The organism is Burkholderia semiarida, assembly GCF_029268935.1.
Classification (GTDB): domain Bacteria; phylum Pseudomonadota; class Gammaproteobacteria; order Burkholderiales; family Burkholderiaceae; genus Burkholderia; species Burkholderia semiarida.
The window spans coordinates 1,051,126-1,075,508 of sequence record NZ_JAHLCL010000008.1 but is presented as its reverse complement, the minus strand read 5'-3'; the positions used below and the strand labels follow the sequence as shown (position 1 = coordinate 1,075,508).

The following is a 24,383-nucleotide window of genomic DNA, read 5'->3' as shown; positions in this document are numbered from 1 at the left end:
TCATCGAAAGGAATCCATCCGTGGCAAACGCTCGCAAAGTCATCATCACCTGTGCGCCGACCGGCGCGATCCATACGCCGTCGATGTCGCCGTACCTGCCCGTGACGCCGCACGAAATCGAAACGGCCGCGGTCGCGGCCGCGCAGGCCGGCGCGGCGATCCTGCACCTGCACGCACGCAACCCGTCCGACGGCAAGCCGACGCAGGATCCGGCCGTGTTCGCCGAATTCCTGCCGCGCATCAAGGCGCAGACCGACGCGGTGATCAACCTCACGTCGGGCGGCAGTCCGCACATGACGGTTGACGAACGATTGCAACCCGCACTGCACTTCCAGCCCGAGATCGCGTCGCTGAACATGGGCTCGATGAACTTCGGGCTGTACCCGATGCTCGAGCGCTTTCGCGAGCTGAAGCATCCGTGGGAGCGCGAGCATCTCGAGAAAAGCCGCGATCTCGTGTTCAAGAACACGTTCGCGGACATCGAGACGATCCTCACGCGCTGCGGCGCGAACGGCACGCGGTTCGAATTCGAGTGCTACGACATCTCGCACCTGTACAACCTCGCGCATTTCGTCGATCGCGGGCTCGCGAAGCCGCCGTTCTTCGTGCAAAGCGTGTTCGGGCTGCTCGGCGGGATCGGCGCGCATCCGGAGGATTTGATGCACATGCGGCGCACAGCCGACCGCCTGTTCGGCGGCGATTACGTGTGGTCGATCCTCGGCGCCGGGCGCAACCAGGTTCCGCTCGCGACGATCGGCGCCGCGCAGGGCGCGAACGTACGCGTCGGGCTCGAGGATTCGCTGTGGATCGCGCCCGGCAAGCTCGCGGAATCGAGCGCCGCCCAGGTCCTGAAAATGCGCCAGGTGCTCGAAGGCCTGTCGCTCGAGATCGCGACGCCGGCCGAGGCGCGCGCGATGCTCGCGCTCAAGGGCGGGGACGCGGTGAATTTCTGAGCGCCGGGCCATTCCCCAACAGCAGCATCCGCAAGCGCAGTGACAAGGCGCCCTTGATCGCCCCGCTCCATTCGAGCGCCGCCGGCGCGGCTCCGTCGTCTGCCCATCCGCTGCGACCGCAGCGGCATTTGCCGAACGCGGCGCGCCGTGCTTGCCGTGCGCGCCGGTTCGCCCTTACCGGAGTCGTCCGCATGTCCACTCATCACGCCCAGGCCTTGTCTTCCGCCGCCGGCGACGCGCACGCGTCGCTGAACCGGCTGCTGTTCCGCAAACTCATGCCGCTGCTGATCGCCGCGTACGTGATCAGCTTTCTCGACCGCACCAACATCGCGTTCGCCAAACATTCGATGGGGGTCGATCTCGGCATTTCGTCGGCCGCGTACGGGCTCGGCGCGGGGCTGTTCTTCCTGACCTACGCGCTTTTCGAGATCCCGAGCAACCTGATCATGCATCGCGTCGGCGCGCGCTTCTGGATCACGCGGATCATGATCACGTGGGGCGCGCTGTCGGTCGCGATGGCGTTCGTCCGCGGCGAGACGTCGTTCTACGTGATGCGCCTGCTGCTCGGTGTGGCCGAAGCCGGCCTGTTTCCGGGCGTGATGCTGTATCTGACGTACTGGTTCGGCCGCGAGGAGCGTGCGCGCGCGACCGGTTACTTCCTGCTCGGCGTGTGCATCGCCAACATCGTCGGCGGGCCGCTCGCCGGTGCGCTGATCGAGCTCGACGGCACGTTCGGCTTCCACGGCTGGCAATGGCTGTTCGTCATCGAAGGCATTCCGGCGATCCTGCTCGCGTTCGTCGTGTGGGCACGGTTGCCCGACCGTCCGAGCGCCGCGCCGTGGCTCGCGCCGGAAACAGCCCGCGCGCTCGAGCGGAAGCTCGCGGCCGAACAGGACGCGGGCGTCGCCGCGCACGGCGGCCATGCATTCGGCGCCGCGCTGCGCGATCCGCAGATCTGGCTCGCGATCTTCGTGTACTTCTGCCACCAGTTGACCATCTACACGGTGATCTTCTTCCTGCCGGGCATCATCGGCGCGTCGGGACGTCTTTCACCGGTGGCGGTCGGGTTGCTGACGTCGTTGCCCTGGCTCGCCGCCGCACTCGGGGCCGGGACGCTGCCGCGCTTCGCACGCGAATCGCGTCATTCGCGGCGGATGCTGTGCGCGGGGCTCGTCGTGATGGCGGCCGGGATGGTCGGCGCCGCGCATGCGTCGCCGGTGGCCGGGCTGCTCTGCGTGTGCGTGGCCGCATCGATGTTCTTCGTCGTGCAGTCGATCGTGTTCACGTTTCCGGCGTCGCGCCTCGCGGGCAGCGCACTGGCCGGCGGGCTCGGACTTGTGAATACGTGCGGGTTGCTCGGCGGCTTCGTCGGGCCGACCGTCGTCGGCGCGATCGAACAGGCGACCGGCAACGCGAAGAACGGACTGACGCTGCTGGCAGCCGCGCTCGTCGTCGCGGCGGTCGCGAGCCTCGCGTTGCGTCACGGGCACGAGCGCGCCGACGCGCGGTCGCGCGGCTGACAGGCAGGCTGGAATCAAGCTGGCGGGAGGTGGGCTCAGCCCCGCCCGCCTCTCGCCTCACGTCGTCAGAACAGATACATCGCCCCGACGAACACGACGCCCGAGAACAGCATCGTCGTCACGCAATACCCCATGATGTCGCGCATGCCGAGCCCCTAGTGCAGCAGCGCAACGTTCTCGTCGATTCGGCGCTGGATGTCCATGAGGGTGTCTTCGGTGATGATCCCCTCGTAGCGGCACTTCGCAATGGTCGAAAACTGGCTGGCCACGCCGCACATTCCGTCGATCATGTCGCCGGCAGCGGCTGCGGGAAGCTCCGCTTCCTTTGCCAGTCCGAGCAATGCGGCTCGGTCGATCCGCAGCGCCTCGCCCATGACGTCCATTTGGTGGTAACCGCCCGGCCCCTCGCAGAATGTCACGTCGTAGGCCGGCGCGAGCTTCCACTCGCCGGATCGCGACATGACGTACGCGAAGTTCTTCGGATGATCGTCGCGATTGTTGAATGCGACATTGAAGACAGCCCGTTCAAACGCCCGCGCCTTCTCGCGTACGTCGTTGGTGCACATGTGAGTGGCGCGCAAGAAATTCACGTAATCCAGCGCACCCGGCGTTTTGTAATCGGCGCCGGTGAACGCGGCAACGCTTTGCATGGGCACGCGCAGACCGTCCAGTCGATCGAAACGCCGGGACGCAAATGCCGCCATCCCGTCAGGCAAATTGAAATGCAGCGTGTCCGGGGTCTCGATGCCGCACATGCGCAAGCACTCGGCGTAGACCATTTCGATCGCACACACCTCGGGATGCTCTTGCCAAGCCGGGAACTTGACCAACCACGCTTCAAAGCCCGCCACCGCGGCCGTGGTAAATACGCCGGACCGCGGATCACGATAGACCAGGGCCTTTGGCCTGGCGCCTTGCGGAGAGCCACCGACCTGCAGCAATTGATGAAGGAATTCGCCACCCTCGCCATCGAGAACTTCCTGTACCTCGGCCGCAAGCCGAGCGAGGGGGATATCCTGCCGCGGCGCCAGGATCTCGGGCGCGACAGGCTCGAACGACAGGGCGCCCATTGCATGGTTGCCAATGTAAGCCAATCGCTCCAGCGGCCCGATACGTGCGGCGTTGAGACCGCGGCGTTTGAACAAGCGGTCCATCAGCAACATGCCCCATCCATCGGGCAACGCGTCATAGACCGGTCCGGGCAATCCAAGCTGGTGGACCGGAAAGTCCTTGCGCAGCCTCGCCCCATGCAATGGGAGCGCATAAGACGACAGTTCCAGCCCCCTCTTGCGCGCGTCGTCGCTATATTCGAATACGACCAACGGGCGCCCCGTGATCGCGGTCGTGGAAACCATCGATCCCCACAGCCAGTGTTCCCCCCAGCCGTCGTAGTAGACATCGATCCGCTCGATCATTTCTGGTTACCCCTCTTGACGCGCCGGCGTTTGGCACTTTTTTCATACCGGTGAACGTCTTCCAGGCTATCGAGCTTCGGCAGGAAAAGTCCCTCGAGTTCCTTGCTTCGTCCCAGAACCATCGCTATACGGATTACCGTCTCGAGGCTCACATTGCGGCCAGCTTCGAGATTGGACACGGTATTGACACCGACGCCGGCACGCGCGGCTACGTCGCTCTGCGTCAGTTGCAACGCGAGCCGCTCCGTGCGAAGCCGCGCACAAAGGAGGGTGACGATTTCGTCGGGCTTGCGGAAACTTAATTCCAACATAGTGGATCTTAGAACGCTTTATCTCTGATAACTCACAATATTATAGAGTTATGAGCGAGATACGCTCAAGAAATATAATCCCCGATTGTTGGGTCTTACCGTGAGATGTTCGGTTCTAATCCACTTCAAAAGGGAATTACGCGCGCGCCCCGTGCCCTTCCAGTATCCACGCGACGCCCGCCGAACACGCCAAGTCGTGGTGCGGTTCGTCGCGCTCGCCAGTACCTTGGATGTGGCCGGTCGTGAGCCCGGCTAGCGGGCAGCCGCTTCCAGCGTGCTGACAGCTGCGATCGCCCGCGCACGCCCCTCCGCCACCCGCTGCGCGAACCGGTACGCCACGAGCGAACCGGCCACGGCGAGCAACATCGGCACGAGGCAGTCGTGATTCGCGCGCGTGAATTCGAGCATCAGCACGACGGCCGTGATCGGCATCTGCATCGACGCGGCGAGAAACGCGGTCGCGCCGATCAGCGCGCATCCGCCGAGCGATGCGCCGGGCCATAAGGCGCTCCACAGCCCGCCGAGCACGACGCCGAGCAGCGCGCCGTTCGCGAGGCCCGGCGTCAGCAATCCGCCTTCCGCGCCGGCCCGCAGGCTGCCGGCCTCGATCAGCACCTTCAGCACCAGCAACGCCGCGGCAAGCCCGATCGTCAGCGTGCCGTCGAAACCCAGCGACGCCGGCCCCTTGCCGTTGCCGAGCAGTTGCGGAAACCCGATCGCTAGCAAGCCGATCACCGCGAAGTTGAGCAGCGCGAACACCGGCAGCCGCCAGTCCTTCGGCGCGTTCGCCCGCGCGCGGGTCGTGAGCCGCACGAAACCGTACGCGGCGAAGCCGAACAGCGGCCCGCAGACGACCGACCATGCGACGAGCGGCGTGCTCAGCACGAACGCCGGCACCGTGTACTGATGCTCGTTGCCGAGGCCGATCCACGCGACGATCGCCGCGATCGCGGACGTCACGACCGCCACGATCAGCGCACGCAGCTCGAACGTACCGAGCAGCACCTCCAGCACGAAGATCGCGCCGCCGAGCGGCACGTTGTAGACGGCCGCGAGCCCCGCGCCGGCGCCGCACGCGACCATCAGCCGGCAATCGTCGGGCGTGAGTCCCGCCGCATGGGCGAACCGCCCGGCGAGCAGCGAACCGATCTCGCGCGGCGCGACTTCGCGGCCGAGCGGCGAGCCGAGCGCGACGGTGACGATCTGCAGCAGCGCGTGAACCGTCGTGCTGACGAACGGCATCCGCGGATCGGCCGCGCACACCGCGCGACGGATGCTGACGAGCGGCCGGCCATACCGGTAAAGCGCCCACCAGCCGCCGCCGGCGACGAGTCCGCAGACGGCCAGCACCGCGAGCCGGCGCAGCGGATCGGCCGCGGTCACGCCAGCGAGGAAGCTCTCGGACCCGATCACGTGCGCGATGCTGTAGCCGTACGCGATGTGCTGGATCGCATGCAGCAGCAACGCGAGCAGCATGCCGCCGAGACCCGCGCCGATGCCGGTCAGGACCGTGACGACGGCCAGGCGCGCGAACGGGCTGGCGGGTGATGAAGAAGAAGCGGGAGCGGACGGAAGATCGAGGCGCATGGGGTCGGCGAACGAAGATCGAAAGGACGGTGCACAAATTGCACGCCGTCGTCAGGACCGAATCGTAGGCCCACGCCTCTCATGAGACAAACGTATTTTTCGAATCGACTGATGTATTTTGTGAATGCTTGACGGCCAGCGGGCCACGATGGCCCGCCTTTCCCATCAATCCGGATACGTAATGCGCTCCGGCTCGCGCCGCATGATGATCTTCCCGTGGCGCATCGACAGCGTGGCCTTCGCCTGCCGGCGCACGGCTTCGTAGTCGCTGTCCGCGTCGAGCACGACGAGATTGGCCGGCCGCCCGACCGCGATGCCGTAGCCATCACCGAGATGCATCGTCGTCGCGCTGTGGTCGGTCACAAAGTCGAGGCAGCGCTGCAGATCCTGATACCCCATCATGTGGCAGATGTGAAGGCCCGCATCGAGCACGCGCAGGATGTTGCCGTTGCCGAGCGGATACCACGGATCCTTGATCGAATCCTGCCCGAAGCACACGTTGATCCCGGCGCGATCGAGTTCCGCGACGCGCGTGACGCCGCGCCGCTTCGGAAACGTGTCGAAGCGCCCCTGCAGATGGATGCTCTCGGTCGGGCACGAGATGAAGTTCAACCCGGCCCGCTTCAGCAGCCGGAACAGCTTCGAGCAGTACGCGTTGTCGTACGAACCCATCGCGGTCGTGTGGCTCGCGGTGACGCGCGCGCCCATGCCGCGCACGCGCGCTTCCTCCGCGAGCACTTCGAGAAAGCGCGATTGCGGATCGTCGGTCTCGTCGCAGTGCACGTCGACGAGGCAGCCCGTGCGTTCCGCGAGATCCATCAGGAAGCGGATCGAGCTGACGCCCTGCTCCCGCGTGTTCTCGAAATGCGGGATTCCGCCGACGACGTCCGCGCCGAGCTCGATCGCCTGCTCCATCAGCGCGCGGCCGCCGTCGAACGATTCGATGCCCTCCTGCGGGAACGCGACGATCTGCAGGTCGATCAGCCCGCGCGCCTCGTCCTTCACTTCCAGCATCGCCTTCAGCGCGGCGAGCGTCGGATCGGTCACGTCGACGTGCGTGCGCACGTGCTGGATCCCGTGGTCGCGCAGCATGCCGATCGCCGCATGCGCGCGCGCCTTCGTGTCGTCGTGCGTGATCGTCGCCTTGCGCTCGGCCCAGCGCTCGATGCCCTCGAACAGCGTGCCGCTCATGTTCCACGCGGGCTCGCCGGCCGTCAGCACGGCATCGAGGTGGATATGCGGCTCGACGAGCGGCGCAATCGCGAGACGGCCGCCGCCATCGATATGGTCGGGATTCGTCGACGCGATCGGTGCGGCTTGCGCGTCGATGCGCGCGATCGTGCCGGCGTCGATGCCGATCGTGAACAGGCCGTCGCGGCCACGCAGGCGTACGTTGAACAGGTTCATGGGGGAGGCCTCTTGTCGTATGCATGAACACGGCCGCGCGATCTGCGTCGGCGTCCGTGCGGTCCGGACGACCAGTATGGAGGAAAAGCGGCGACGCGCGCACGTGCCGTGCATGTTGCATCGGCACGACAGCCGGGCCGCGCCGGACGGAGGCCGCTCGCCGGTCGTCACGCAAGAACCACCCGCCCAGCGCGCGCCACACGGCGTGTCGGTTTTGTGAACGACTCTTGCCGGATCTGGAACGGTGCGCTCGCGGCCGCCACGCCCTTGCGCACGCCGCGCATTCCTATACTTGCGCCGAACTTTCGTTTCCAGTCCCACACGCAGGAGCTTCACGATGAAAAAAACCCTGATCGCCGGCGCGGGCGCCGCCGCCCTGTTCGCGCCGCTCGCCCACGCGCAAGGCTCGGTCACGCTGTACGGCCTGATCGACGCCGGCATCGCCTATACCAACAACGCAAGCGGTGCGTCGCAATGGCGCATGACGACCGGCACGATCAACGGCAGCCGCTTCGGCCTGCGCGGCACCGAGGATCTCGGCGGCGGCCTGAAGGCGCTGTTCGTGCTCGAAAACGGCTTCAACGCGAACAACGGCGGGCTCGGCCAGGACGGCAAGCTGTTCGGCCGTCACGCGTATGTCGGCCTCGGCCAGGCCGGCTACGGCACGCTGACGCTCGGCCGCCAGTACGACACGATGGTCGACTTCGTCGCGCCGCTGTCCGCGACGACCGGCGATTTCGGCGATACGGGCTTCGCGCATCCGTTCGACAACGACAACCTGAACCACTCGCTGCGCATCAGCAACGCGGTCAAGTACACGAGCGACACGATCGCGGGCTTCAAGGTCGGCGCGCTGTACGCATTCTCCAACTCGGCGAATTTCAGCGCCAACCGCGCGTACAGCGTGGCCGCGAGCTACACGAACGGCCCGCTGAAGCTGGCAGGCGCGTACCTGCAGATGAACGGCACGAAGGGCTCGACGAGCGCGAGCCCGGGCGCGCTCGATTCGGCCGAGGCGAAGAGCCTGAACCAGGGTGGCTGGTCGATCGGCTCGGACCGCATGCGCACCTACGGCGGCGGCGTCGGCTACGTGTTCGGCCCGGCGACCGTCGGCTTCGTCTACACGCGCTCGCAGTACGACAACACGGGCGCGTTCGGCTCCAGCGGCCAGATCGCGTTCAACAACTACGACGTGAACGTGCGCTATGCGGTCACGCCGGCCGTCAGCGTCGGCGCGGCGTATGTCTATACCGACGCCAGCGTGTCGAATCCCGACAGCAAGCACGGCACCGACCCGAAATGGCATCAGGCCAACCTGCAGGCCGTGTACAAGCTGTCGCGCCGCACCGACCTGTACGCGGAAGCGATGTTCCAGCATGCATCGGGCCTCGGTTACCAGGCGTTCATCAACACGTCGGGCGGCGCATCGAGCACCGCGAACCAGGTGGTCGGCACGATCGGCATGCGCACGCGGTTCTGACCGGCATCGCGTCACGTCGCCCGCCTGCACTGCGCCCATGTTCGCTCACGGGCGCGATCGCCGCGGGCCACGCCGTCAATGTTGTTCTTTATGGAAGGCAGCCCTCCTGGAATCGGGGTGTTTGCGCGTGGCAGCGCTACGTAGACTGACGTCGAAGGTCGCAGCCGGGCGTCACGCGCCGCTGCGGTCACCCACCCCGTATTCAGGAGAACCTCGTGAAATCGCTCGTCGTAACCGCCGCCGCTGCCCTCCTGCTCGCCGCACCGGCCCTGTCGTTCGCCCAGCAGGCGACCTCGCCCGTCACGCGCGCGCAGGTGCTGCAGGAACTGATCGATCTCGAATCGGTCGGCTACAACCCGGCGCGCGGTGAAGTCGGCAACTATCCGGACGACATCCTGGCCGCGCAGGAACGACTGCAGGCGAAGCGTGTCGCCGCGAGGAAAGCGGCGCAGGCCGCTTACGGCCCGGCCGGCGAGCCGGCAACCGAATCTGGCGCGGCGGCCAGGCCCGCGCTGTGACGGCGCGCGTCACTCGCATCGGGCATCCATTGCGAGCGGCGCGTATCCGGTGTTTGCATGAAGCATGCCGCCGCGCGCCGATGCGCGCGCGGGGTTCCGATGGCCTGCGTTCAGGCGGCCTGCGGTTCGCGGTCGATCGCGTTCAGCATCTCGACGTCGCGCGCGATCATCCCCGGCACCTGCGCACGCAGCATCTCGACCCAGGTCCGCACCTTCGCATCGACGAAGCGGCGCGACGGGTACAGCGCATGCACGTTCATCTTCTGCAGGATATGCGTGGGCAGCACACGGACGAGCGTGCCGTCGCGCAATGCGTCGATCGCCGAATACACCGGCAGCATGCCGATCCCGATGCCGTCGCGGATCGCGAGCGCGAGCGATTCGGCGGTATTGGTCTGCACCGGCCCGGTGACGTGGATCTGCTCCACGCCTTCGGGCCCTTCGAGCACCCATTCGTGCGTCGGGAACGCCGGCGTACACAGCGTCAGGCACGCGTGCGCGGCGAGATCCCGCGGGCGGGCCGGCGCGCCGTGCCGTTTCACGTACTCGGGCGATGCGCACAGAATGCTGAACGTCGAGCCAAGCAGGTGCGACACGAGCTCCGAGTCGGGCAGCGACGAAGCGGTGACGACGGCCATGTCGCTCGTGCCGTCGAACAGGTCGGGCATGCGCTGCGACAGCGACAGCTCGATCGAGACGTCCGGGAACTGCGCGTGATAGCGCGTCAGCGCGGGCAATACGTAGTGATGGCCGACGCTCGCGAAGCTGTGCATGCGCAGCACGCCGGCCGGGCGCTCGTGCGCGCAGCTCGCCTCTTCTTCCGCGCGGTCCACGTCGGCGAGGATCTGGCGGCAGCGCCGCAGATAGTTTTCACCGGCCGACGTGAGCGCGAGACGGCGCGTCGAACGATTCATCAAGCGGGTGCGCAGGCGCGCCTCGAGCTCCGATACCGCGCGCGACATCGCGCCCGTCGTCGAATTCAGCGATTGCGCGGCCGCGGTGAAGCTGCCCGTCTCGACGACGCGCGAAAACACCCGCATGTTTTGTAGGGTATCCATTCCTGTGAGCAACCTGTAGCGGAGCCGTCATTTTCCTCCACCGGATGCGACAGATTGTTACTCCGGCTGCAACTATCGTTTCCCCGCAACTGCGTTAATGCGCGGGCGCCGCACTCCTACAATCGGCGCCTCACCCGTCGAACGGACCCGTTCGGGCGTACCGCGGCACCTTGCGCGGTCGGCCCTGGGCCCTCTTTTCATGAAGCCACAACCTGCGATCGAGCGACCTTCCATCGAACCGGCACGATGGAGAGCATGGCTCGATCCACTCGGCAACGCGGCGCGCGACTGGGCCGCGACCGACGGGCTGATCTGGCTGCACCTCGCGAAAACCGTGCTCGCGGCGCTGCTGGCGATGGGCATCGCGATGCGTCTGGAGATGTCGCAGCCGCGCACCGCGATGACCACCGTGTTCGTGTTGATGCAGCCGCTGTCGGGGATGGTGTTCGCGAAGAGCTTCTACCGCGTGCTCGGCACGGCGGCCGGCCTCGTCGGCGCGCTCGCGCTCGGCGGGCTGTTCGCGCAGCAGCCCGAGCTGTACATGGCCGGCATCACGCTGTGGATCGGCGGCTGCATCGCACTCGCGGTGCGCAACCGCCACTTCCGCTGGTACGGTTTCGTGCTCGCCGGCTACACGGCCGCGCTGATCGGCCTGCCGGCCGTGATGACGCCGCAGACGCTGTTCCAGTCCGCGCTCACGCGCGCCGCGGAAGTCGCGCTCGGCATCGCGTGCTCGGGCGCGGTCAGCGCGCTGATCCTGCCGTTGAGTTCCGCGAAGGCGCTGATGCGTTCGTTGAGCGCACGCCACGCAACGTTCGCGGCATTCACGGCCGGCGCACTGGCGGGCGACGTCGCACGCGGCGATTTCGAACGGCGCTTCGCCGACTTCGTCGACGACATCGTCGGCTTCGAAGCGAACCGCGCGTTCGCGTCGTTCGAGGATCCGCACATTCGCGCGCGCAGCCGCCGGCTCGCGCGGCTGAACAGCGAGTTCATGAACGCATGCACGCGGCTGCATGCGCTGCACCAGCTCGTCAAGCGCCTGCGCGCGAATCGCTCGGACGCGGTGCTCGAAGCGCTGGCGCCGCACGTCGACACGCTCGCGCTGCGCTTCGCCGCGTTGCGCGACGAACGCCAGCGCGGCATCGCACCGGCCACCGGCGCGCTGCTCGACCTGCGCCGCTTCCATGGCGCGCTGCCGAAGGCCGCGCGCGCGTCGCGCCGGGGCATCGAAGACCACGCGGCCGGCGGCCTGCTCGACTTCGATACCGCGATCGAGCTGCTGTACCGGTTCATCGGTGAATATCTCGGCTACGTCGACACCTACGCGTCGCTCGACCAGGACGATCACGCGTTCGAGCGCTCGGTCACGCATTACGCGGTCAAAACCAATTCGTTCTTCGTCGGTTTCGCGTTCCTGCGCACGGTGATCGCCGTCGGTGCGATGAGCGCGTTCTGGATCGCGTCCGAATGGCCGAGCGGCTCGCTCGCGGTGATCGCCACCGCGATCGCGTGCGCGCTCAGCTCGACCTCGCCGCGCGCGCCGAAGTTCGTCGCGCAGATGGGTGTCGGCGCGGCGTTCGCGACCGCGGTCGGCTATGTGTTCCTGTGCTACGTCTATCCGAACATCGACGGCTTCCCGCTGCTGTGCGCGGCGCTGGCTCCCGTGCTGGGCCTGGGCGCGTTTCTCGCGATGCGGCCGGGCCTGTCCGGCTACGGGATCGGCTTCGCGGTGTTCTTCTGCCTGCTCGCGGGCCCCGACAACACGATCGCGTATACGCCGGAAGTGCTGATCAACAACGGGCTGGCGGTCGTCGTCGCGATGCTCGCATGCTCGCTCGTGTTCGCCGTCGTGTTCCCCACCCACATGCCCTGGCTCACCGGCCGGATCGCGCACGACCTGCGCCGCCAGGTGACGCTTGCGTGCGAAGGCGCGCCGAACGGCCTCGCGCAGCGCTTCCAGTCGAGCACGCACGACCTGATGGCGCAATTGCGTACGCTGCTCGTGCGCCGCACGCGGCAGCATCGCGATGCACTGCGCTGGATGCTGTCGACGCTCGAGGTCGGCCACGCCGTGATCGACCTGCGCGACGAGGTGCACGCGTTCCGCGCGTCGAAACCGCCGCAGACGCTACGCTGGACCGGTTCGATCGATGCGGTGCTGCTCGAACTGCCGCGCTTCTTCGACGATCCGACGCCCGCCCGCCATGCGCGCACGCTGAAATCCGTGAATCTCGCGATCCGCGCGGCGCAGCACGCGCTGCAGGCGTGGTACGCGGTGCCCGACGCGCGCCGCAACATGCAGCGAATCGTCGGCTGCCTGCACTTCATGCGCAGCGCGCTGCTCGACAAGGACGCGCCGTTCAACCGGCACCGCCATTGAGGATGGATGTGCGCGCAACGGGATCGTTGTTTCGGATGGAAATAAGCTCTACAGCCCCGGTGATTAATCTTTAAGCAGTGCGAGCCTATAGTTTCCTCACTGCCAGCGAGACTGGCACTCACCCAGGAGAAACAAAATGAAGCCGCTGCACCTCGCCCTCGTTGCCCTGTCGCTCACCGCTGCCGTCGCCCACGCGCAGCCGGCGCCGGCAGACGCCGCACCGCAACAGGCGAACCGCGCCGAGGCGGTCCAGGCCGCCGGTCGCGTCGATCGTGCGCAATCGAAGCAGGAGGACCCGAACGCGTGCGTCGGCCCCGTCAGCTTCTGCAACATCTATTTCGGCAGTTGAGCATGACGCGACCTCGTCACGGCCAGGCCCGCATCGCCCACACCGCATGCATGACATGCGCGGGCGGACGGGGGGCCGGCCGATCGCGGTCCGGCCGGTCGCCGCATCGCCGTCCCGCGCTACGCCGCTTCGATTGAAGCGGCGCTTGCCGTCTCACGCGCCACGCCCCGGCCGCCAGCCCACTTCGCGCAACGCATCCAGCAAGCGCGCCGGCCCGATCCCTTCGACCCGCGCCCCGCGCGACTCGACGTCGCCGCCCGCGACCAGCGCATTCACGATCGCCTCCTCCACCGCTTCGGCCGCCGCGACGAACAGCGCGGAAATATGGTCGTTGTTGACCATCCGCACGCCGCTGGTCGGCATACCCTTGCTGCCGTAGTTCGCCGCGGGCAAGCCGTCGTTGCCGGTGGCGAACGCAAGAAAGATGTCGCCGCTCGAATCCTCGGTGCCGCCGCCGACGCGGGCGAGCCCGACGCCCGCGCGCTGCGCGAGACGCGTGCATTGATGCGGCAGCAACGGTGCATCGGTCGCGATCGTGACGACGATCGAGCCCATGCCGGCCTCGCCTTTCGCTTCGGATTCGCGAAACGGCGAATGCACGTGCCGCAGCACTTCGCCGACCGGATAACCGGCCACGCGCAGCATCTCGCGCACGCCGTAGTTCGCCTGCACGAGCGCGCCGACGGTCCAGCCGCCCGCATCGCTCGCCAGCACGCGCGACGCGGTGCCGATGCCGCCCTTGAACTCGTGGCAGATCATGCCCGTGCCGCCGCCCACGCCGCCTTCGGCGACCGGCCCCGACTGCGCGGCGGCCAGCGCCTGCAAGACGTGTGCGGCATTCACGTGCTGCCCCCAGATGTCGTTCAGCAGGCCGTCGTAGGTCTCCATCACGACCGGCATGCACCAGTACACGCGCCCGGCCGCCGCTTCGCGCTCATTCGCGACGAGCGCGTCGCGCACCGCGCCGACGCTGTGCGTGTTCGTATAGGCGATCGGCGTCGTCAGCAGGCCGGCTTCGCGGATCCATTCGAGCCCGGTCGCGTCGCCGTTGCCGTTCAGCACGTGCACGCCCGCGAAGCACGGCGAATCGTGCGCGGCGCCCGCGCGCGGCTCGATGATGGTGACGCCGGTGCGGATCGACGCGTCGCCGTCCTCGACGTTCAGCGTGCAGTGTCCGACCCGCACGCCCGGTACGTCCGTGATCGCGTTGAAGCGGCCGGGCGTGCCGAGGCCGATGCGGATGCCGAGATCCCTCGTGCGCATGATGCGATTCCTCCAGTCTTTCAATCTTTCAATGGTTCGATGTTTCGGTGCTGCAAGACGTCGATCCGGTGCTCAGAGCGCGCGGAATGCTTCGCTGTGGCGCGCCCACGCCACGTACATCGCGAGCGCCGCGACCAGCAGCCCCGCGATGATGATCAGGTCGGTCGGCTTCGTCGCCGTCGCGAGCGTCGTGTAGAGCGTATACGCGGCGCCCGCCACCGCGACGAGCGGCGTCACGGGCCACAGCGGCATCCGGTAGTGATGCTCGACGTCGCGGCGCACGAACCGGCTCGCGAGCGCGGCCAGCCCGACGACGAGGTAGATCAGCAGCAGCAGGTCGACGGTGAACGCGGTCAGTTCGTCGAGGCTCGACACGAACACGAGCCCGGCCGACGGAATGGCCAGCGCGATCGTCGCGAGCCACGGCGATTCGAGGCGCGGATGGATCGTCGAGAACGCGCGGTTGCAGGTGCGCGACCAGAGCGCATGCCGGCCGCTGCTGTACAGCAGGCGGCCCATCGTGATCACGATCGCGATGATCGCGTTGAACACCGACAGGAAGATCCCGCCGCTGACCACGCGCGACACGGCCGGATTGCTCAGCGAGCGCACGACATAGCCGATCGGGTCGGCGCTCTTCGTCAGTTCCGTCAGCGACGGCGCGCCGAGCACGATGGCGGTGAGCGGAACCAGTTCGACGACGAGGATCACGAGCAGCGAATAGATCACCGCCTTCGCGACGTTGCGGTTGCCGCCGCGCAGGTCTTCCGCGAGATAGGCGGCCGAGCCGAAGCCGTTGTAGCAGAAGATCGCGGTGCCGATCGCGGGCACGATGGCCGCGAGCGTGGCCGGCGCGAGCGCATTGCCGCTCGCGACGACCGGTGCGATCAATACGTCGGCGCCGCGCTGCGGCGAGCCGAAACCGAGGCCCGCGATCAACATCAGCACGCCGATTTCGACGACCAGGAACGCGCCGGTGATCCACGCATTCGTCTTGATGTTCAGCATGCCGAGCAGATAGCTGAGCAGCACGATCGTCAGCGCGACCGACTGGTTGCCGAAGTGCGTGCCGAGCGCGTTGTTCAGGTACGGCGCGGCGCCGCTCGCGAGCACCGCCGGGATGAACACGCTGACGGACAGCACCGTGATGAAGGTCAGGTAGCCGGGCAGCGTGCCGAACACGCGTTTGGCCATCACGTATTCGCCGCCCGCGCTGCGGTGCGCGGCGCTGAGTTCCGCATAGCAGAGCGCGAAAGCGAGCGCGAGCACGCCGCCGAGCACGAACGACAGCACGGCGCCGCTGCCGGCCTGCTGGATCGCGAACGGCGCGATCACGAAGATCGAGCTGGCCGGCGTCACGCCCGATACGGTGATCATGACTGCGTCGCGCACGCTGAGCGTCTGCGACAGCGCGCGCGGCGCGTCTTCCGTTGCAGAGGCCGCTTGCAGCGTGCCCTTGGATTCCGACATCATCGCCATTTCGTTCTTCCTGTGCCGCGTTTTTTTGAACACCCATACTCGGGCCCGATTGATTGCGTGGCAGTCTAGGAAGCCAATTTCAGGACCGCTATTCCCCCTTCGTGTTACGCCCTTCCGGTGGTGGTATGGATCGTCTCTTTTCCGAAATCGCGATGCACCAGGCGCTCGGCCGCGCAATCGATCATCTCGGCCAGCCGCGCTTCTGGCGGTTCCTCGTGCTGCTGCTCAACGAAATGGCGCCGTTCGACAACGCGCTCGCGACCGCGGTCGGCCGCGACGGCGTGCCGCTCGTGCTCGACGAATACGACACGGGCGGCACCGATACCCCGTCGCCGGTGCCGCTTTACCTGAATGGGTTATATCTGCTCGATCCGTTCCTGCAGGCCGCGCACGACGGGCTCGCCGACGGCTGCTACCGGCTCGAGGAAGTCGCGCCGGACCTGTTTCGGCAGAGCGAATATTTCCTGAGCTATTTCCGCGACGCGGTCGGCGACGACGAGATCCAGATTCTGGTGCGGCCGAATGCCGATACGCTGCTGTCGCTGTCGCTCGGTGCATCGGCGCGCTTCGACGTCGAGCCGCTCGGCAAGCTGACGGCCGCGATGCCGTGGGTGCTCGCGGTCATCCGGCAGCATTGGCGGCTGGTGGGTGATGCGGCGCGCACGACGCCCGATGCCGATCTCGGCGCGCGCGTCGAGCAGGCGCTCGCACGCTTCGGCGCGGGCGTGCTGACCGACCGCGAGATGTCGATCGCACGCATGGTGCTGCGCGGCAATTCGTCGAAGGCGATCGCCGAGCGGCTCGCGATTTCACCCGAAACGGTGAAGGTGCATCGGCGGCATGTGTACGCGAAGCTCGGGATTTCGTCTCAGCCGGAGCTGTTTTCCCGGTTCATTCAGGCGCTGGGGGACGATGCGGCCGGATGAGTGCGTCGGCCGGCACGCGCGGGCCGGGCTCGGGGACGGACGCCGAATACCGACGCATGACGACGATCGTCGCGCCGTTGCGCGCGGCCTACGTGCCGCCGATATGCCCCCCGATCTTCTCGCAGCGTCGCCAAAAACCGCCTATCGTGAAGAAGGCGCCCGTTTGCCGCCATTCGCCCCGGGTCGCTCGCTCGCGCGGGCGGGCGGCGACGGCGCCGTGCTCCGGCACCATTCATCGCGATTCCGGCGCACGCTCGCCCGTGCGCGATCGCGGCCGCTCACCGGACTATCAGGAGGCACTCATGAAAGCCGCGCTGCTCGTCAGCTCCGCCCTGCTCGCCATTGCGTCAGCTTCGGCCACGGCCCAGGGTTCCATCACGAAGGAAGAAAACGGCGCACTCGTCGCCGCGAACGGGATGACCGTCTACACGTTCGACAAGGACAAGCCCAACGCCGGCACCAGCGCCTGTTCAGGCCCATGCGAAACCCTCTGGCCGCCGTACAAGGCCAGCGCGACCGACGTACCGGTCGGCCCCTACACGATCGTCAAGCGCGACGACGGCAGCCCGCAATGGGCGTACAAGGGCAAGCCGCTGTACTTCTTCTCGAAGGACATGAAACAGGGCGAACGCAACGGCGACAACTTCAAGAACGTGTGGCACGTGGTCGCGCCGTAAGCACGTAAAAGGCCCGCCGCCGATCGGCGATCGGGGCGGGCCCTGGCGGTTCCGCAGGTCGCACCGGCTGGATGCAGCCGGTGCGCGCGTCAACTCAGCGGTTCGACGGGAAGCTGAACACCGTTCCTTCGCGCACGCCGGCCGACGGCCAACGCTGCGTGATCGTCTTGCGCTTCGTATAGAAGCGCACGGCATCCGGGCCGTACGCGTGCAGATCGCCGAACAGCGAACGCTTCCAGCCGCCGAACGAGTGATACGCGACCGGCACCGGCAGCGGCACGTTGATACCGACCATGCCGATCTGGATGTTGTCGCTGAAGTAGCGCGCGGCCTCGCCGTCGCGCGTGAACAGGCACGTGCCGTTGCCGTATTCGTGCGCGTCGATCAGCGCCATCGCGTCGTCGAGCGACTCCAGGCGGATCACGCCGAGCACCGGCCCGAAGATCTCGTGCTGATAGATCGGCATGCCGGGTTTCACGTTGTCGAACAGGCACGGGCCGAGGTAGTAGCCGCCGTCATGGCCGTCGACCTTCACGCCGCGGCCGTCGACGACGAGCGTTGCGCCCGCTGCCACACCCGCCTCGACGAAACCGGTGACCTTCTCGAAATGCTGCTGCGTGACGAGCGGGCCCATGTCGACGCCCGCGCCGTTGCCCGGGCCGACCTTCATCTTCTCGATCTCGGCCTTCAGCCCCGCGACGACCTGGTCCCCCGTTTCGTCGCCGATCGCGACGACCAGCGGAATCGCCATGCAGCGCTCGCCGCACGAGCCGTACGCGGCGCCCATCAGCGCGTTCACCGCGTTGGGGATATCGGCATCCGGCATCACGACCGCGAAGTTCTTCGCGCCGCCGAGCGCCTGCACGCGCTTGCCGTGCGCGCAGCCGGTCGAGTAGATATATTCGGCGATCGGCGTCGAGCCGACGAAGCTCACGGCCTTCACGCGCGGATCGGTCAGGATCGTATCGACCGCTTCCTTGTCGCCGTTCACGACGTTCAGCACGCCCGGCGGCAGGCCGGCTTCGAGCGCGAGCTCGGCCATGCGCAGCGTCGACGACGGCGTGCGCTCGGACGGCTTCAGCACGAACGTGTTGCCGCACGCGACGGCCATCGGCCACATCCACAGCGGCACCATCACCGGGAAGTTGAACGGCGTGATGCCGGCCGCGACGCCGAGCGCCTGGAACTCGCTCCACGAATCGATCGCGGGGCCGACGTTCTTGCTGTGCTCCCCCTTCAGCAGCTCGGGCACGTAGCTCGCGTACTCGACGTTCTCGATCCCGCGCTGCAGTTCGCCCATCGCATCGGCGAGCACCTTGCCGTGCTCGGCCGTGATCAGCGCGCACAGTTCTTCCGCGTGCTCCTCGAGCAGCGTCTTGAAGCGGCTCATCACGCGGGCGCGCTTCAGCGGCGGCGTGTTGCGCCAGGCCGGAAACGCGGCCTGCGCGGACGCGATCGCGGCTTCGACGGTCAGCTTGTCGGCGAGCGCGACGCTCTTGTGCGATTCGCCGGTGGCCGGGTCGAACACCGGCTGGACGCGGCTGCCGCCGTCGACACGCTTGCCGTCGATCAGGTGGCCGACGGTGGAGGTCACATTGCTGTCGTGTTTCATGGTTCGGGCTCTATCGTGAATTCGGTTGTCGCTGCGGGCGAGCCGTGGCTCAGTCGACTTCGTTCAGTGCGTCGGACAGCGCGTTGACCAGGTTGTCGATCTCGCGCTTCTCGGCGATGAACGGCGGCGCGAGCTGGATCGTGTCGCCGCCGTAGCGCACGTAGAAGCCCTTCGCCCAGCAGCGCATCGCGATTTCGTATGGGCGCCGTGCCGGCTCGCCCGGCAGCGCGGCGATCGTCAGGCCGGCCGCCAGCCCGTAGTTGCGGATGTCCGCGATGTGGCGCTGGCCCTTCAGCCCGTGCACGGCCGCCTCGAAATGCGGCGCGAGATCGCGCACGCGGGCCACCGCGTCTTCCTTCACCAGCAGGTCGAGCGCCGCGACGCCGGCCGCGCAGGCGACCGGGTGCGCCGAATACGTGTAGCCGTGCGGGAACTCGAGCATGTACTCGGGGCCGCCCGCGGCCATGAACGTGTCGTAGATCTCCTTCGTCGCGATCACGCCGCCGAGCGGCTGCGTGCCGTTCGTCACCTGCTTCGCGAAGTTCATGATGTCCGGCACCACGCCGAATGCGTCGGCGCCCGTCATCGCGCCGGCCCGGCCGAAGCCCGTGATCACCTCGTCGAAGATCAGCAGGATGTCGTGCGCGGTACAGATGTCGCGCAGGCGCTTCAGATAGCCCTTCGGCGGCACGACCACGCCCGCCGAACCGGAGAACGGCTCGACGATCACGGCCGCGATGTTCGATGCGTCGTGCAGCGCGATCAGCTCGAGCAGGCGGTCGGCCAGCTCGGCGCCGTGCTCCGGCATGCCGCGCGAGAACTTGTTCTCGGCCAGTTGCGTATGCGGCAGGAAATCGGCGTCGAGGCCCTGGCCGAACAGCTTGCGGTTCGGCCCGATCCCGCCGACCGAGATGCCGCCGAAGTTCACGCCGTGGTAACCCTTCTCGCGGCCGATCAGGCGCGTCTTCGTGCCCTTGCCTTTCGCGCGCCAGTACGCGCGGGCCAGCTTCAGCGACGTGTCGGCCGCTTCCGAGCCCGAGCCCGTGAAGAACACGTAGTCGAGGCCGGCCGGCGTCAGTTCCTTGATCTTGTTGGCGAGCTCGAACGATTTCGGATGGCCGAACTGGAAGGCCGGCGCGTAGTCGAGCTGCGCGACCTGGCGGCTCACGGCCTCGACGATTTCCGTGCGGCCGTGACCGAGGCCCGTGCACCAGAGGCCCGACAGGCCGTCGAAGATCTTGCGGCCTTCGGCGTCGGTGTAATACGCGCCCTTGCCCGACACGATCAGGCGCGGATCGGCCTTGAACTGGCGGTTGGCCGTGAACGGCATCCAGTGCGCATCGAGCCACGCGGCGTCGGTGCGGAGGTTGGTTTCGTCGTGCTGGGCGGTGGTGATGTCGGTCATGTCGGTCGGCGCGGCGCGCCCCTCCTCCTGGTAATGATGTTGCACATTGTCGGGACGCCAATTAGTCTTTTGAATATCGCAATATCAATGTTCACTTGCTCATCCATGCAAGCAAAGAAACCGAAGAGCCGCGCGCTGCTCGGGCAGCTCAGCGACATGGACCTGCGCCTGCTGCGAGTCTTCAAGGGCGTCGTGCAGTGCGGCGGGATGGCGGCGGCCGAGCTGGAACTGAATATCGGCATCTCGACGATCAGCCGGCACGTGAAGGATCTGGAAACGCGGCTCGGCCTCGTGCTGTGCCGGCGCGGCCGCGCGGGCTTCACGCTGACGCCCGAGGGGCAGACGGTGTACGAGGAAACGCTGCGGCTGCTGGCGTCGATGGAAGCATTTCGCAGCAGGATCGACGGTATTCATGACAGGATGGGCGGAGAACTGCACATCGCGGTGTTCGACAAGACGGCCACCAATCCGCATGCGCGCCTGGGCGACGCGATTCGCCAGTTCGCGGACGAAGCGCCCGACGTCGCGCTGAACCTGCACGTCGCGTCGATCAACGAGGTCGAGCGCGGGATCATCGACGGCAGCTATCAGGTCGGGATCATTCCGGCGCACCGCAACTCGGGCAGCCTCGTGTATTCGTCGCTGTTCGACGAACGGATGCTGCTCTATTGCGGCCGCCAGCATCCGCTGTTCGACGCGCCGCACGGCAAGCTCACGTGGACGACGATCCGCAATCACGCATTCGCCGGGCTCGGTTTCCATTCGCCGAACATGGAACTGAGCCATCGCGCGAAGCTTACCCGCAGCGCGACCGCGTCGGACCAGGAATCGATCGCGACGCTGATCCTGTCCGGCCGCTATCTCGGCTTCCTGCCCGATCACTACGCGGAGAGTTTCGAAAACAAGGGGCTGATGCAGCCGGTCGCGCCGCACCGGTTCAATTACCAGTGCCGGTTCGTGAGCCTGCTGCGGCGCTCGCCGCGGCCGTCGCGGGCCGCGCTGCTGTTCCAGTCGTGCCTCGAAGCCGCGCATGCGGCGGTGCGGCCGGCGGCGTAGCGGTTTCCGGCTCGGTCAGGCCCCGTCGCCGCGCGGGCCCGGCCACGCCCGCCTGAGTGCGACGAAATGGGTCGCGACGCTCTGCGATAATGCCAACCTCTTTCCGTTTCCACGCCGCCTTCCGCCATGACGCAGCCGTCCGCCCCGCTCTCCACCGATCTGCCGCCGATCTCGTGCCTGCCCGGCGACGCGCTGCCGTGGTTGCCGATGAGCGCCGACCTGCCGGGGCTCGCGATCAAGTACCTGCACATCAATGCGGCCGAGGACACGCTTACCGCGCTGCTGAAGATGCCGGCCGGCGGCACGCTGCCGCGCCACCGCCACGACGGCGAGGTGTTCGTCCATACGCTGCAGGGGGCGTGGCGCTACCGCGAATACGACTGGGTCGCGCGCGCCGGTTCGACGGTGCTCGAACCGGCCGGCTCGGTGCATACGCCGGAAACGCTCGGCGCACCCGGTGAGGATGTGATCACGCTGAACGTGATGCGCGGCGACCTCGTGCTGCTCGACGACGACGGCCGCGAAACGGCGCGCGAGAACTGCCGCGTCGCGCTGCTGCGCCAGCGCAAGCATGCGCGGACGGCGCCGGATGCGGCCTCGGCGTTCGTGACGCGGTAAGTACATGACAAGACAGGCGACGTCGGCGCCGCGCGATCCGCGCGGCGGTGCCGCGGCCGATCGCCCGAATGGCCGCCGGCACGCTTCGCCGGCCACCCCGCTCGTTACCGAAATCGCCGGAAAAACCGCCGAATATCGTCGGCCAGCAGATCCGGCTCCTCCATCGCGGCGAAATGGCCGCCGCTCGGCATGTCGGTCCACTGCGCGACGTCGAACACACGTTCGAGCCAACTGCGCGGCGGGCGGCTGATCTCCTTCGGAAAACGCGCGAACGCGACCGGCGCCGCCACGCGTTGCCCGGCCGCAAACCGCATCGGCTGCAGCCGGTTTTCCCAATACATCTGCATCGACGAGCCGATGCAGCCGGTGAACCAGTACAGCGATATGCCCGTCAGCAGCGTGTCGTGCGAAAACCGCCGCGCGACATCGCCGTCGCAATCGCTCCACGCACGGAATTTCTCGGCGATCCACGCGGCCAGCCCGAGCGGCGAATCGTTGAGCGCGACGGCCAGCGTCCGCGGCTTCGTCATGTGGACGTGCGCGTACCCGCCTTCGAGCACCGCCCACTCGCCGCGCTGCTTCAGGAACGCCTGCTCGTCGTCGGTCAGCGGCCGCGCCGCGTCGATCGGCGGTTCGTAGTTGCCGGGCAGGTAGTTCAGATGGATGCCGTCGACCACGCCCTCATGCCGCGCACCGAGCGCGACCGACACGCCCGCGCCCAGGTCGCCGCCCTGCGCGCCGAACCGTGGGTAGCCGAGGCCGGCCATCAATTCCGCCCAGCAGTCGGCGACCTGGGCGCCGACGTGCCGGGCGCCGCCGGTGCGGGAGAAAACAGGAAGCCCGGCAGCGACGGCGCGACGATGTCGAATGCGTCGTCCGGATCGCCGCCGAACGCAGCCGGATCGCACAGGCGGTCGATCAGCGCGTGGAATTCGAATGCGGAACCGGGCCAGCCGTGCGTGACGACGAGCGGATAGGGTTTCGGCCCCGTGCCGCGCCGATGCACGAAATGCACGCGCCGGCCGCCGACGTCCGCGACGAACTGCGGCAGCCGGTTCAGCGCACGTTCCGCCGCGCGCCAATCGAAGCCGTCGACCCAGTACGCGGCCAGTTCGCGCAGCCACGTGCCGTCGACGCCCTGCTGCCAGGGCTCGGCCGGTGTGAGGTTCGGCGGGCGGCTGTCGCGCACGCGCCGACGCAGGTCGTCAAGGGCTTGATCGGGTATCGCAATATCGAACGGCTCGGCGCGCATCGTGTCTCCTCGCGAAACATGTCGACGCGATTCTGCGCGCTTTTTCGGACCCGCGCTGGCGGCGGCCGCGTGCGTCAGCGCGTTTCCCGTTCGTCCGCGCGCGCGTCGCGCCGCAACGCCTGCGGCGGCACGCCGAACCCGCGCACGAACGCGTCGCGCATGTGCCGGCGGTCGCGAAAACCGTTCTCCTTCGCGATCACGTCGAGCGGGTGGCGGCTTTGCTCGATCATCAGCCGCGCCGATTCGAGCCGCAGCCGCTCGATCGCCTTCGCGGGCGACTGCCCGGTTTCGAGCGTAAACACGCGGCTGAACTGGCGCGGGCTCAGGTGCACGGCCTCGGCCAGCTCCTCGACGCTGAGCGCACGGCCGAGGTTTTGCCGCGCGTAGTCGAGCGCGTTCTGGATCCGGTCGGATTTCGGCGCAAGCGCAAGCATTTCCGAATGCTGCGACTGGCCGCCGGCCCGGCGCTGATGCATCACCAGCTTGTGCGCGACCGAGCGCGCGGCGTCGGCGCCGAGATCCTTTTCCACCATCGCGAGCGCGAGATCGAGGCCAGCCGTCATCCCGGCCGACGTCCAGATCGGACCGTCGACGATGAAGATCCGGTCGTCCTCGACGCGGATCTCCGGGTAGTGCCGCTGCATGTCGCGGCCGAACGCCCAGTGCGTGGTCGCGCGACGCTGCGCGAGCAGCCCGGCCTCGGCCAGCACGAACGCGCCCGTACAGATGCCGGCGATCCGCCGCGCGTGCGCATTCGCGCGGCGCAGGTACGCGACGACGCCGGCCGGCGCTGGCGCGGCAAGCGGGTCGTTGACGCCCGCGACGATCCACGTATCGACGCCGAGCCGCCCGCGCAGCGCGCGCGTGGCGACCGGCAGCCCGAGCGACGAGCGCACGTCGCCGCCGTCGACCGAATAGTTGTCCATCGCGTAGAACGGCGCGTCCATCCCGATGTTCGCGTACTCGAACACCGACTGCGCGGCGAGCGCCATGATCTGGAAACCGTCGCTGATCAAGAAGCCGATTCGGTGCATATGCGCTCTCCGATCGTGTGCCGATTGGCCCGATGTCCGAAATCATACCCATCTACGTCATTTATGTCGCGGCGCGTCGA

Annotated in this window: 20 protein-coding genes and 2 pseudogenes; 10 read left to right on the top strand and 12 right to left on the bottom strand. The window is 67.5% G+C overall.

The window, feature by feature from the left end; all coding sequences use genetic code 11:
- Positions 1-20: 20 nt before the first annotated feature.
- Entirely contained in the window at positions 21-953 is a 933-nt protein-coding gene (gene kce, locus KPB06_RS28095) for a 3,5-dioxohexanoate:acetyl-CoA acetone transferase (RefSeq protein WP_124859043.1), read from the top strand.
- Between the two features lie 191 nt (positions 954-1,144).
- Positions 1,145-2,473: an MFS transporter gene (locus tag KPB06_RS28090; protein ID WP_275905853.1), complete on the top strand. Its 1,329-nt coding sequence runs from the start codon at positions 1,145-1,147 to the stop codon at positions 2,471-2,473.
- 65 nt (positions 2,474-2,538) lie between these two features.
- Here KPB06_RS28090 and KPB06_RS28085 read toward each other — a convergent pair.
- The 5 genes and pseudogenes from KPB06_RS28085 to codA all read right to left on the bottom strand — a co-directional run.
- Positions 2,539-2,628, bottom strand: a pseudogene (locus KPB06_RS28085) (TIGR00366 family protein); the annotation flags it as partial.
- Positions 2,629-3,888 carry a type II toxin-antitoxin system HipA family toxin gene (locus KPB06_RS28080; RefSeq protein ID WP_059574457.1) on the bottom strand — a complete coding sequence of 420 codons (1,260 nt, stop codon included), beginning with the start codon at positions 3,886-3,888 and terminating at the stop codon, positions 2,629-2,631. It lies immediately after the preceding pseudogene.
- A complete protein-coding gene (locus tag KPB06_RS28075) occupies positions 3,885-4,199 on the bottom strand; it encodes a helix-turn-helix domain-containing protein (RefSeq protein ID WP_081066607.1) in 315 nt (104 codons plus the stop codon). Before KPB06_RS28075 ends, KPB06_RS28080 begins: the two co-directional genes overlap by 4 nt.
- Before the next feature lie 252 nt (positions 4,200-4,451).
- Positions 4,452-5,786 (bottom strand): chloride channel protein, encoded by a 1,335-nt coding sequence (locus KPB06_RS28070; RefSeq protein ID WP_275905854.1) that lies wholly within the window; start codon positions 5,784-5,786, stop codon positions 4,452-4,454.
- Between the two features lie 165 nt (positions 5,787-5,951).
- Entirely contained in the window at positions 5,952-7,193 is a 1,242-nt protein-coding gene (codA, locus tag KPB06_RS28065; protein ID WP_275905855.1) for a cytosine deaminase, read from the bottom strand.
- A 337-nt stretch (positions 7,194-7,530) separates the two neighbouring features.
- Between codA and KPB06_RS28060 the strand changes: the two genes are divergently transcribed.
- Together KPB06_RS28060 and KPB06_RS28055 are read left to right on the top strand one after the other, a co-directional pair.
- Positions 7,531-8,673: a porin gene (locus KPB06_RS28060; RefSeq protein ID WP_275905856.1), complete on the top strand. Its 1,143-nt coding sequence runs from the start codon at positions 7,531-7,533 to the stop codon at positions 8,671-8,673.
- A gap of 215 nt (positions 8,674-8,888) precedes the next feature.
- Positions 8,889-9,191, top strand: coding sequence for a DUF4148 domain-containing protein (locus KPB06_RS28055; protein WP_275905857.1), 303 nt, complete (start codon positions 8,889-8,891; stop codon positions 9,189-9,191).
- Positions 9,192-9,301: 110 nt separating this feature from the next.
- Here the strand turns inward: KPB06_RS28055 and KPB06_RS28050 are convergent, their stop codons facing one another.
- The gene (locus KPB06_RS28050; protein ID WP_275905858.1) at positions 9,302-10,249 is read right to left on the bottom strand and encodes a LysR family transcriptional regulator; all 948 of its coding nucleotides are present in this window, start codon (positions 10,247-10,249) and stop codon (positions 9,302-9,304) included.
- A 199-nt stretch (positions 10,250-10,448) separates the two neighbouring features.
- Here KPB06_RS28050 and KPB06_RS28045 point away from each other — a divergent pair, with 199 nt between their 5' ends.
- Together KPB06_RS28045 and KPB06_RS28040 are read left to right on the top strand one after the other, a co-directional pair.
- Positions 10,449-12,632 (top strand): FUSC family protein, encoded by a 2,184-nt coding sequence (locus KPB06_RS28045; protein WP_275905859.1) that lies wholly within the window; start codon positions 10,449-10,451, stop codon positions 12,630-12,632.
- A gap of 136 nt (positions 12,633-12,768) precedes the next feature.
- Complete coding sequence (locus KPB06_RS28040) at positions 12,769-12,981, top strand: hypothetical protein (protein ID WP_059574472.1); 213 nt, start codon at positions 12,769-12,771, stop codon at positions 12,979-12,981.
- A 153-nt stretch (positions 12,982-13,134) separates the two neighbouring features.
- On the opposite strand, the gene KPB06_RS28035 is transcribed toward KPB06_RS28040, so the two are convergent.
- A complete protein-coding gene (locus KPB06_RS28035) occupies positions 13,135-14,244 on the bottom strand; it encodes a DmpA family aminopeptidase (RefSeq protein ID WP_275905860.1) in 1,110 nt (369 codons plus the stop codon).
- Positions 14,245-14,316: 72 nt separating this feature from the next.
- Positions 14,317-15,723, bottom strand: coding sequence for an APC family permease (locus tag KPB06_RS28030; protein ID WP_059608909.1), 1,407 nt, complete (start codon positions 15,721-15,723; stop codon positions 14,317-14,319).
- Between the two features lie 125 nt (positions 15,724-15,848).
- On the opposite strand from KPB06_RS28030, the gene KPB06_RS28025 reads away from it, so the two are divergent.
- Both KPB06_RS28025 and KPB06_RS28020 read left to right on the top strand, forming a co-directional pair.
- The gene (locus tag KPB06_RS28025) at positions 15,849-16,649 is read left to right on the top strand and encodes a helix-turn-helix transcriptional regulator (RefSeq protein WP_124859060.1); all 801 of its coding nucleotides are present in this window, start codon (positions 15,849-15,851) and stop codon (positions 16,647-16,649) included.
- Positions 16,650-16,951: 302 nt separating this feature from the next.
- Positions 16,952-17,326 carry a COG4315 family predicted lipoprotein gene (locus KPB06_RS28020; RefSeq protein WP_059574669.1) on the top strand — a complete coding sequence of 125 codons (375 nt, stop codon included), beginning with the start codon at positions 16,952-16,954 and terminating at the stop codon, positions 17,324-17,326.
- 94 nt (positions 17,327-17,420) lie between these two features.
- Here KPB06_RS28020 and KPB06_RS28015 read toward each other — a convergent pair whose 3' ends face one another.
- Together KPB06_RS28015 and aptA are read right to left on the bottom strand one after the other, a co-directional pair.
- Positions 17,421-18,938 (bottom strand): CoA-acylating methylmalonate-semialdehyde dehydrogenase, encoded by a 1,518-nt coding sequence (locus KPB06_RS28015; RefSeq protein WP_275905861.1) that lies wholly within the window; start codon positions 18,936-18,938, stop codon positions 17,421-17,423.
- 49 nt (positions 18,939-18,987) lie between these two features.
- Positions 18,988-20,343, bottom strand: coding sequence for an omega-aminotransferase AptA (aptA, locus tag KPB06_RS28010; protein ID WP_059574671.1), 1,356 nt, complete (start codon positions 20,341-20,343; stop codon positions 18,988-18,990).
- 105 nt (positions 20,344-20,448) lie between these two features.
- On the opposite strand from aptA, the gene KPB06_RS28005 reads away from it, so the two are divergent.
- Together KPB06_RS28005 and KPB06_RS28000 are read left to right on the top strand one after the other, a co-directional pair.
- On the top strand, positions 20,449-21,399 hold the full coding sequence (locus tag KPB06_RS28005; protein ID WP_059574482.1) for a LysR family transcriptional regulator: 951 nt from the start codon (positions 20,449-20,451) through the stop codon (positions 21,397-21,399).
- A gap of 126 nt (positions 21,400-21,525) precedes the next feature.
- A complete protein-coding gene (locus KPB06_RS28000; protein ID WP_059574484.1) occupies positions 21,526-22,017 on the top strand; it encodes a 2,4'-dihydroxyacetophenone dioxygenase family protein in 492 nt (163 codons plus the stop codon).
- Between the two features lie 104 nt (positions 22,018-22,121).
- On the opposite strand, the pseudogene KPB06_RS27995 reads toward KPB06_RS28000, so the two are convergent.
- Both KPB06_RS27995 and KPB06_RS27990 read right to left on the bottom strand, forming a co-directional pair.
- Positions 22,122-23,269: pseudogene (locus tag KPB06_RS27995) on the bottom strand (epoxide hydrolase family protein).
- 74 nt (positions 23,270-23,343) lie between these two features.
- The gene (locus KPB06_RS27990) at positions 23,344-24,303 is read right to left on the bottom strand and encodes a GlxA family transcriptional regulator (RefSeq protein ID WP_059574486.1); all 960 of its coding nucleotides are present in this window, start codon (positions 24,301-24,303) and stop codon (positions 23,344-23,346) included.
- Between the last annotated feature and the right edge of the window lie 80 nt (positions 24,304-24,383).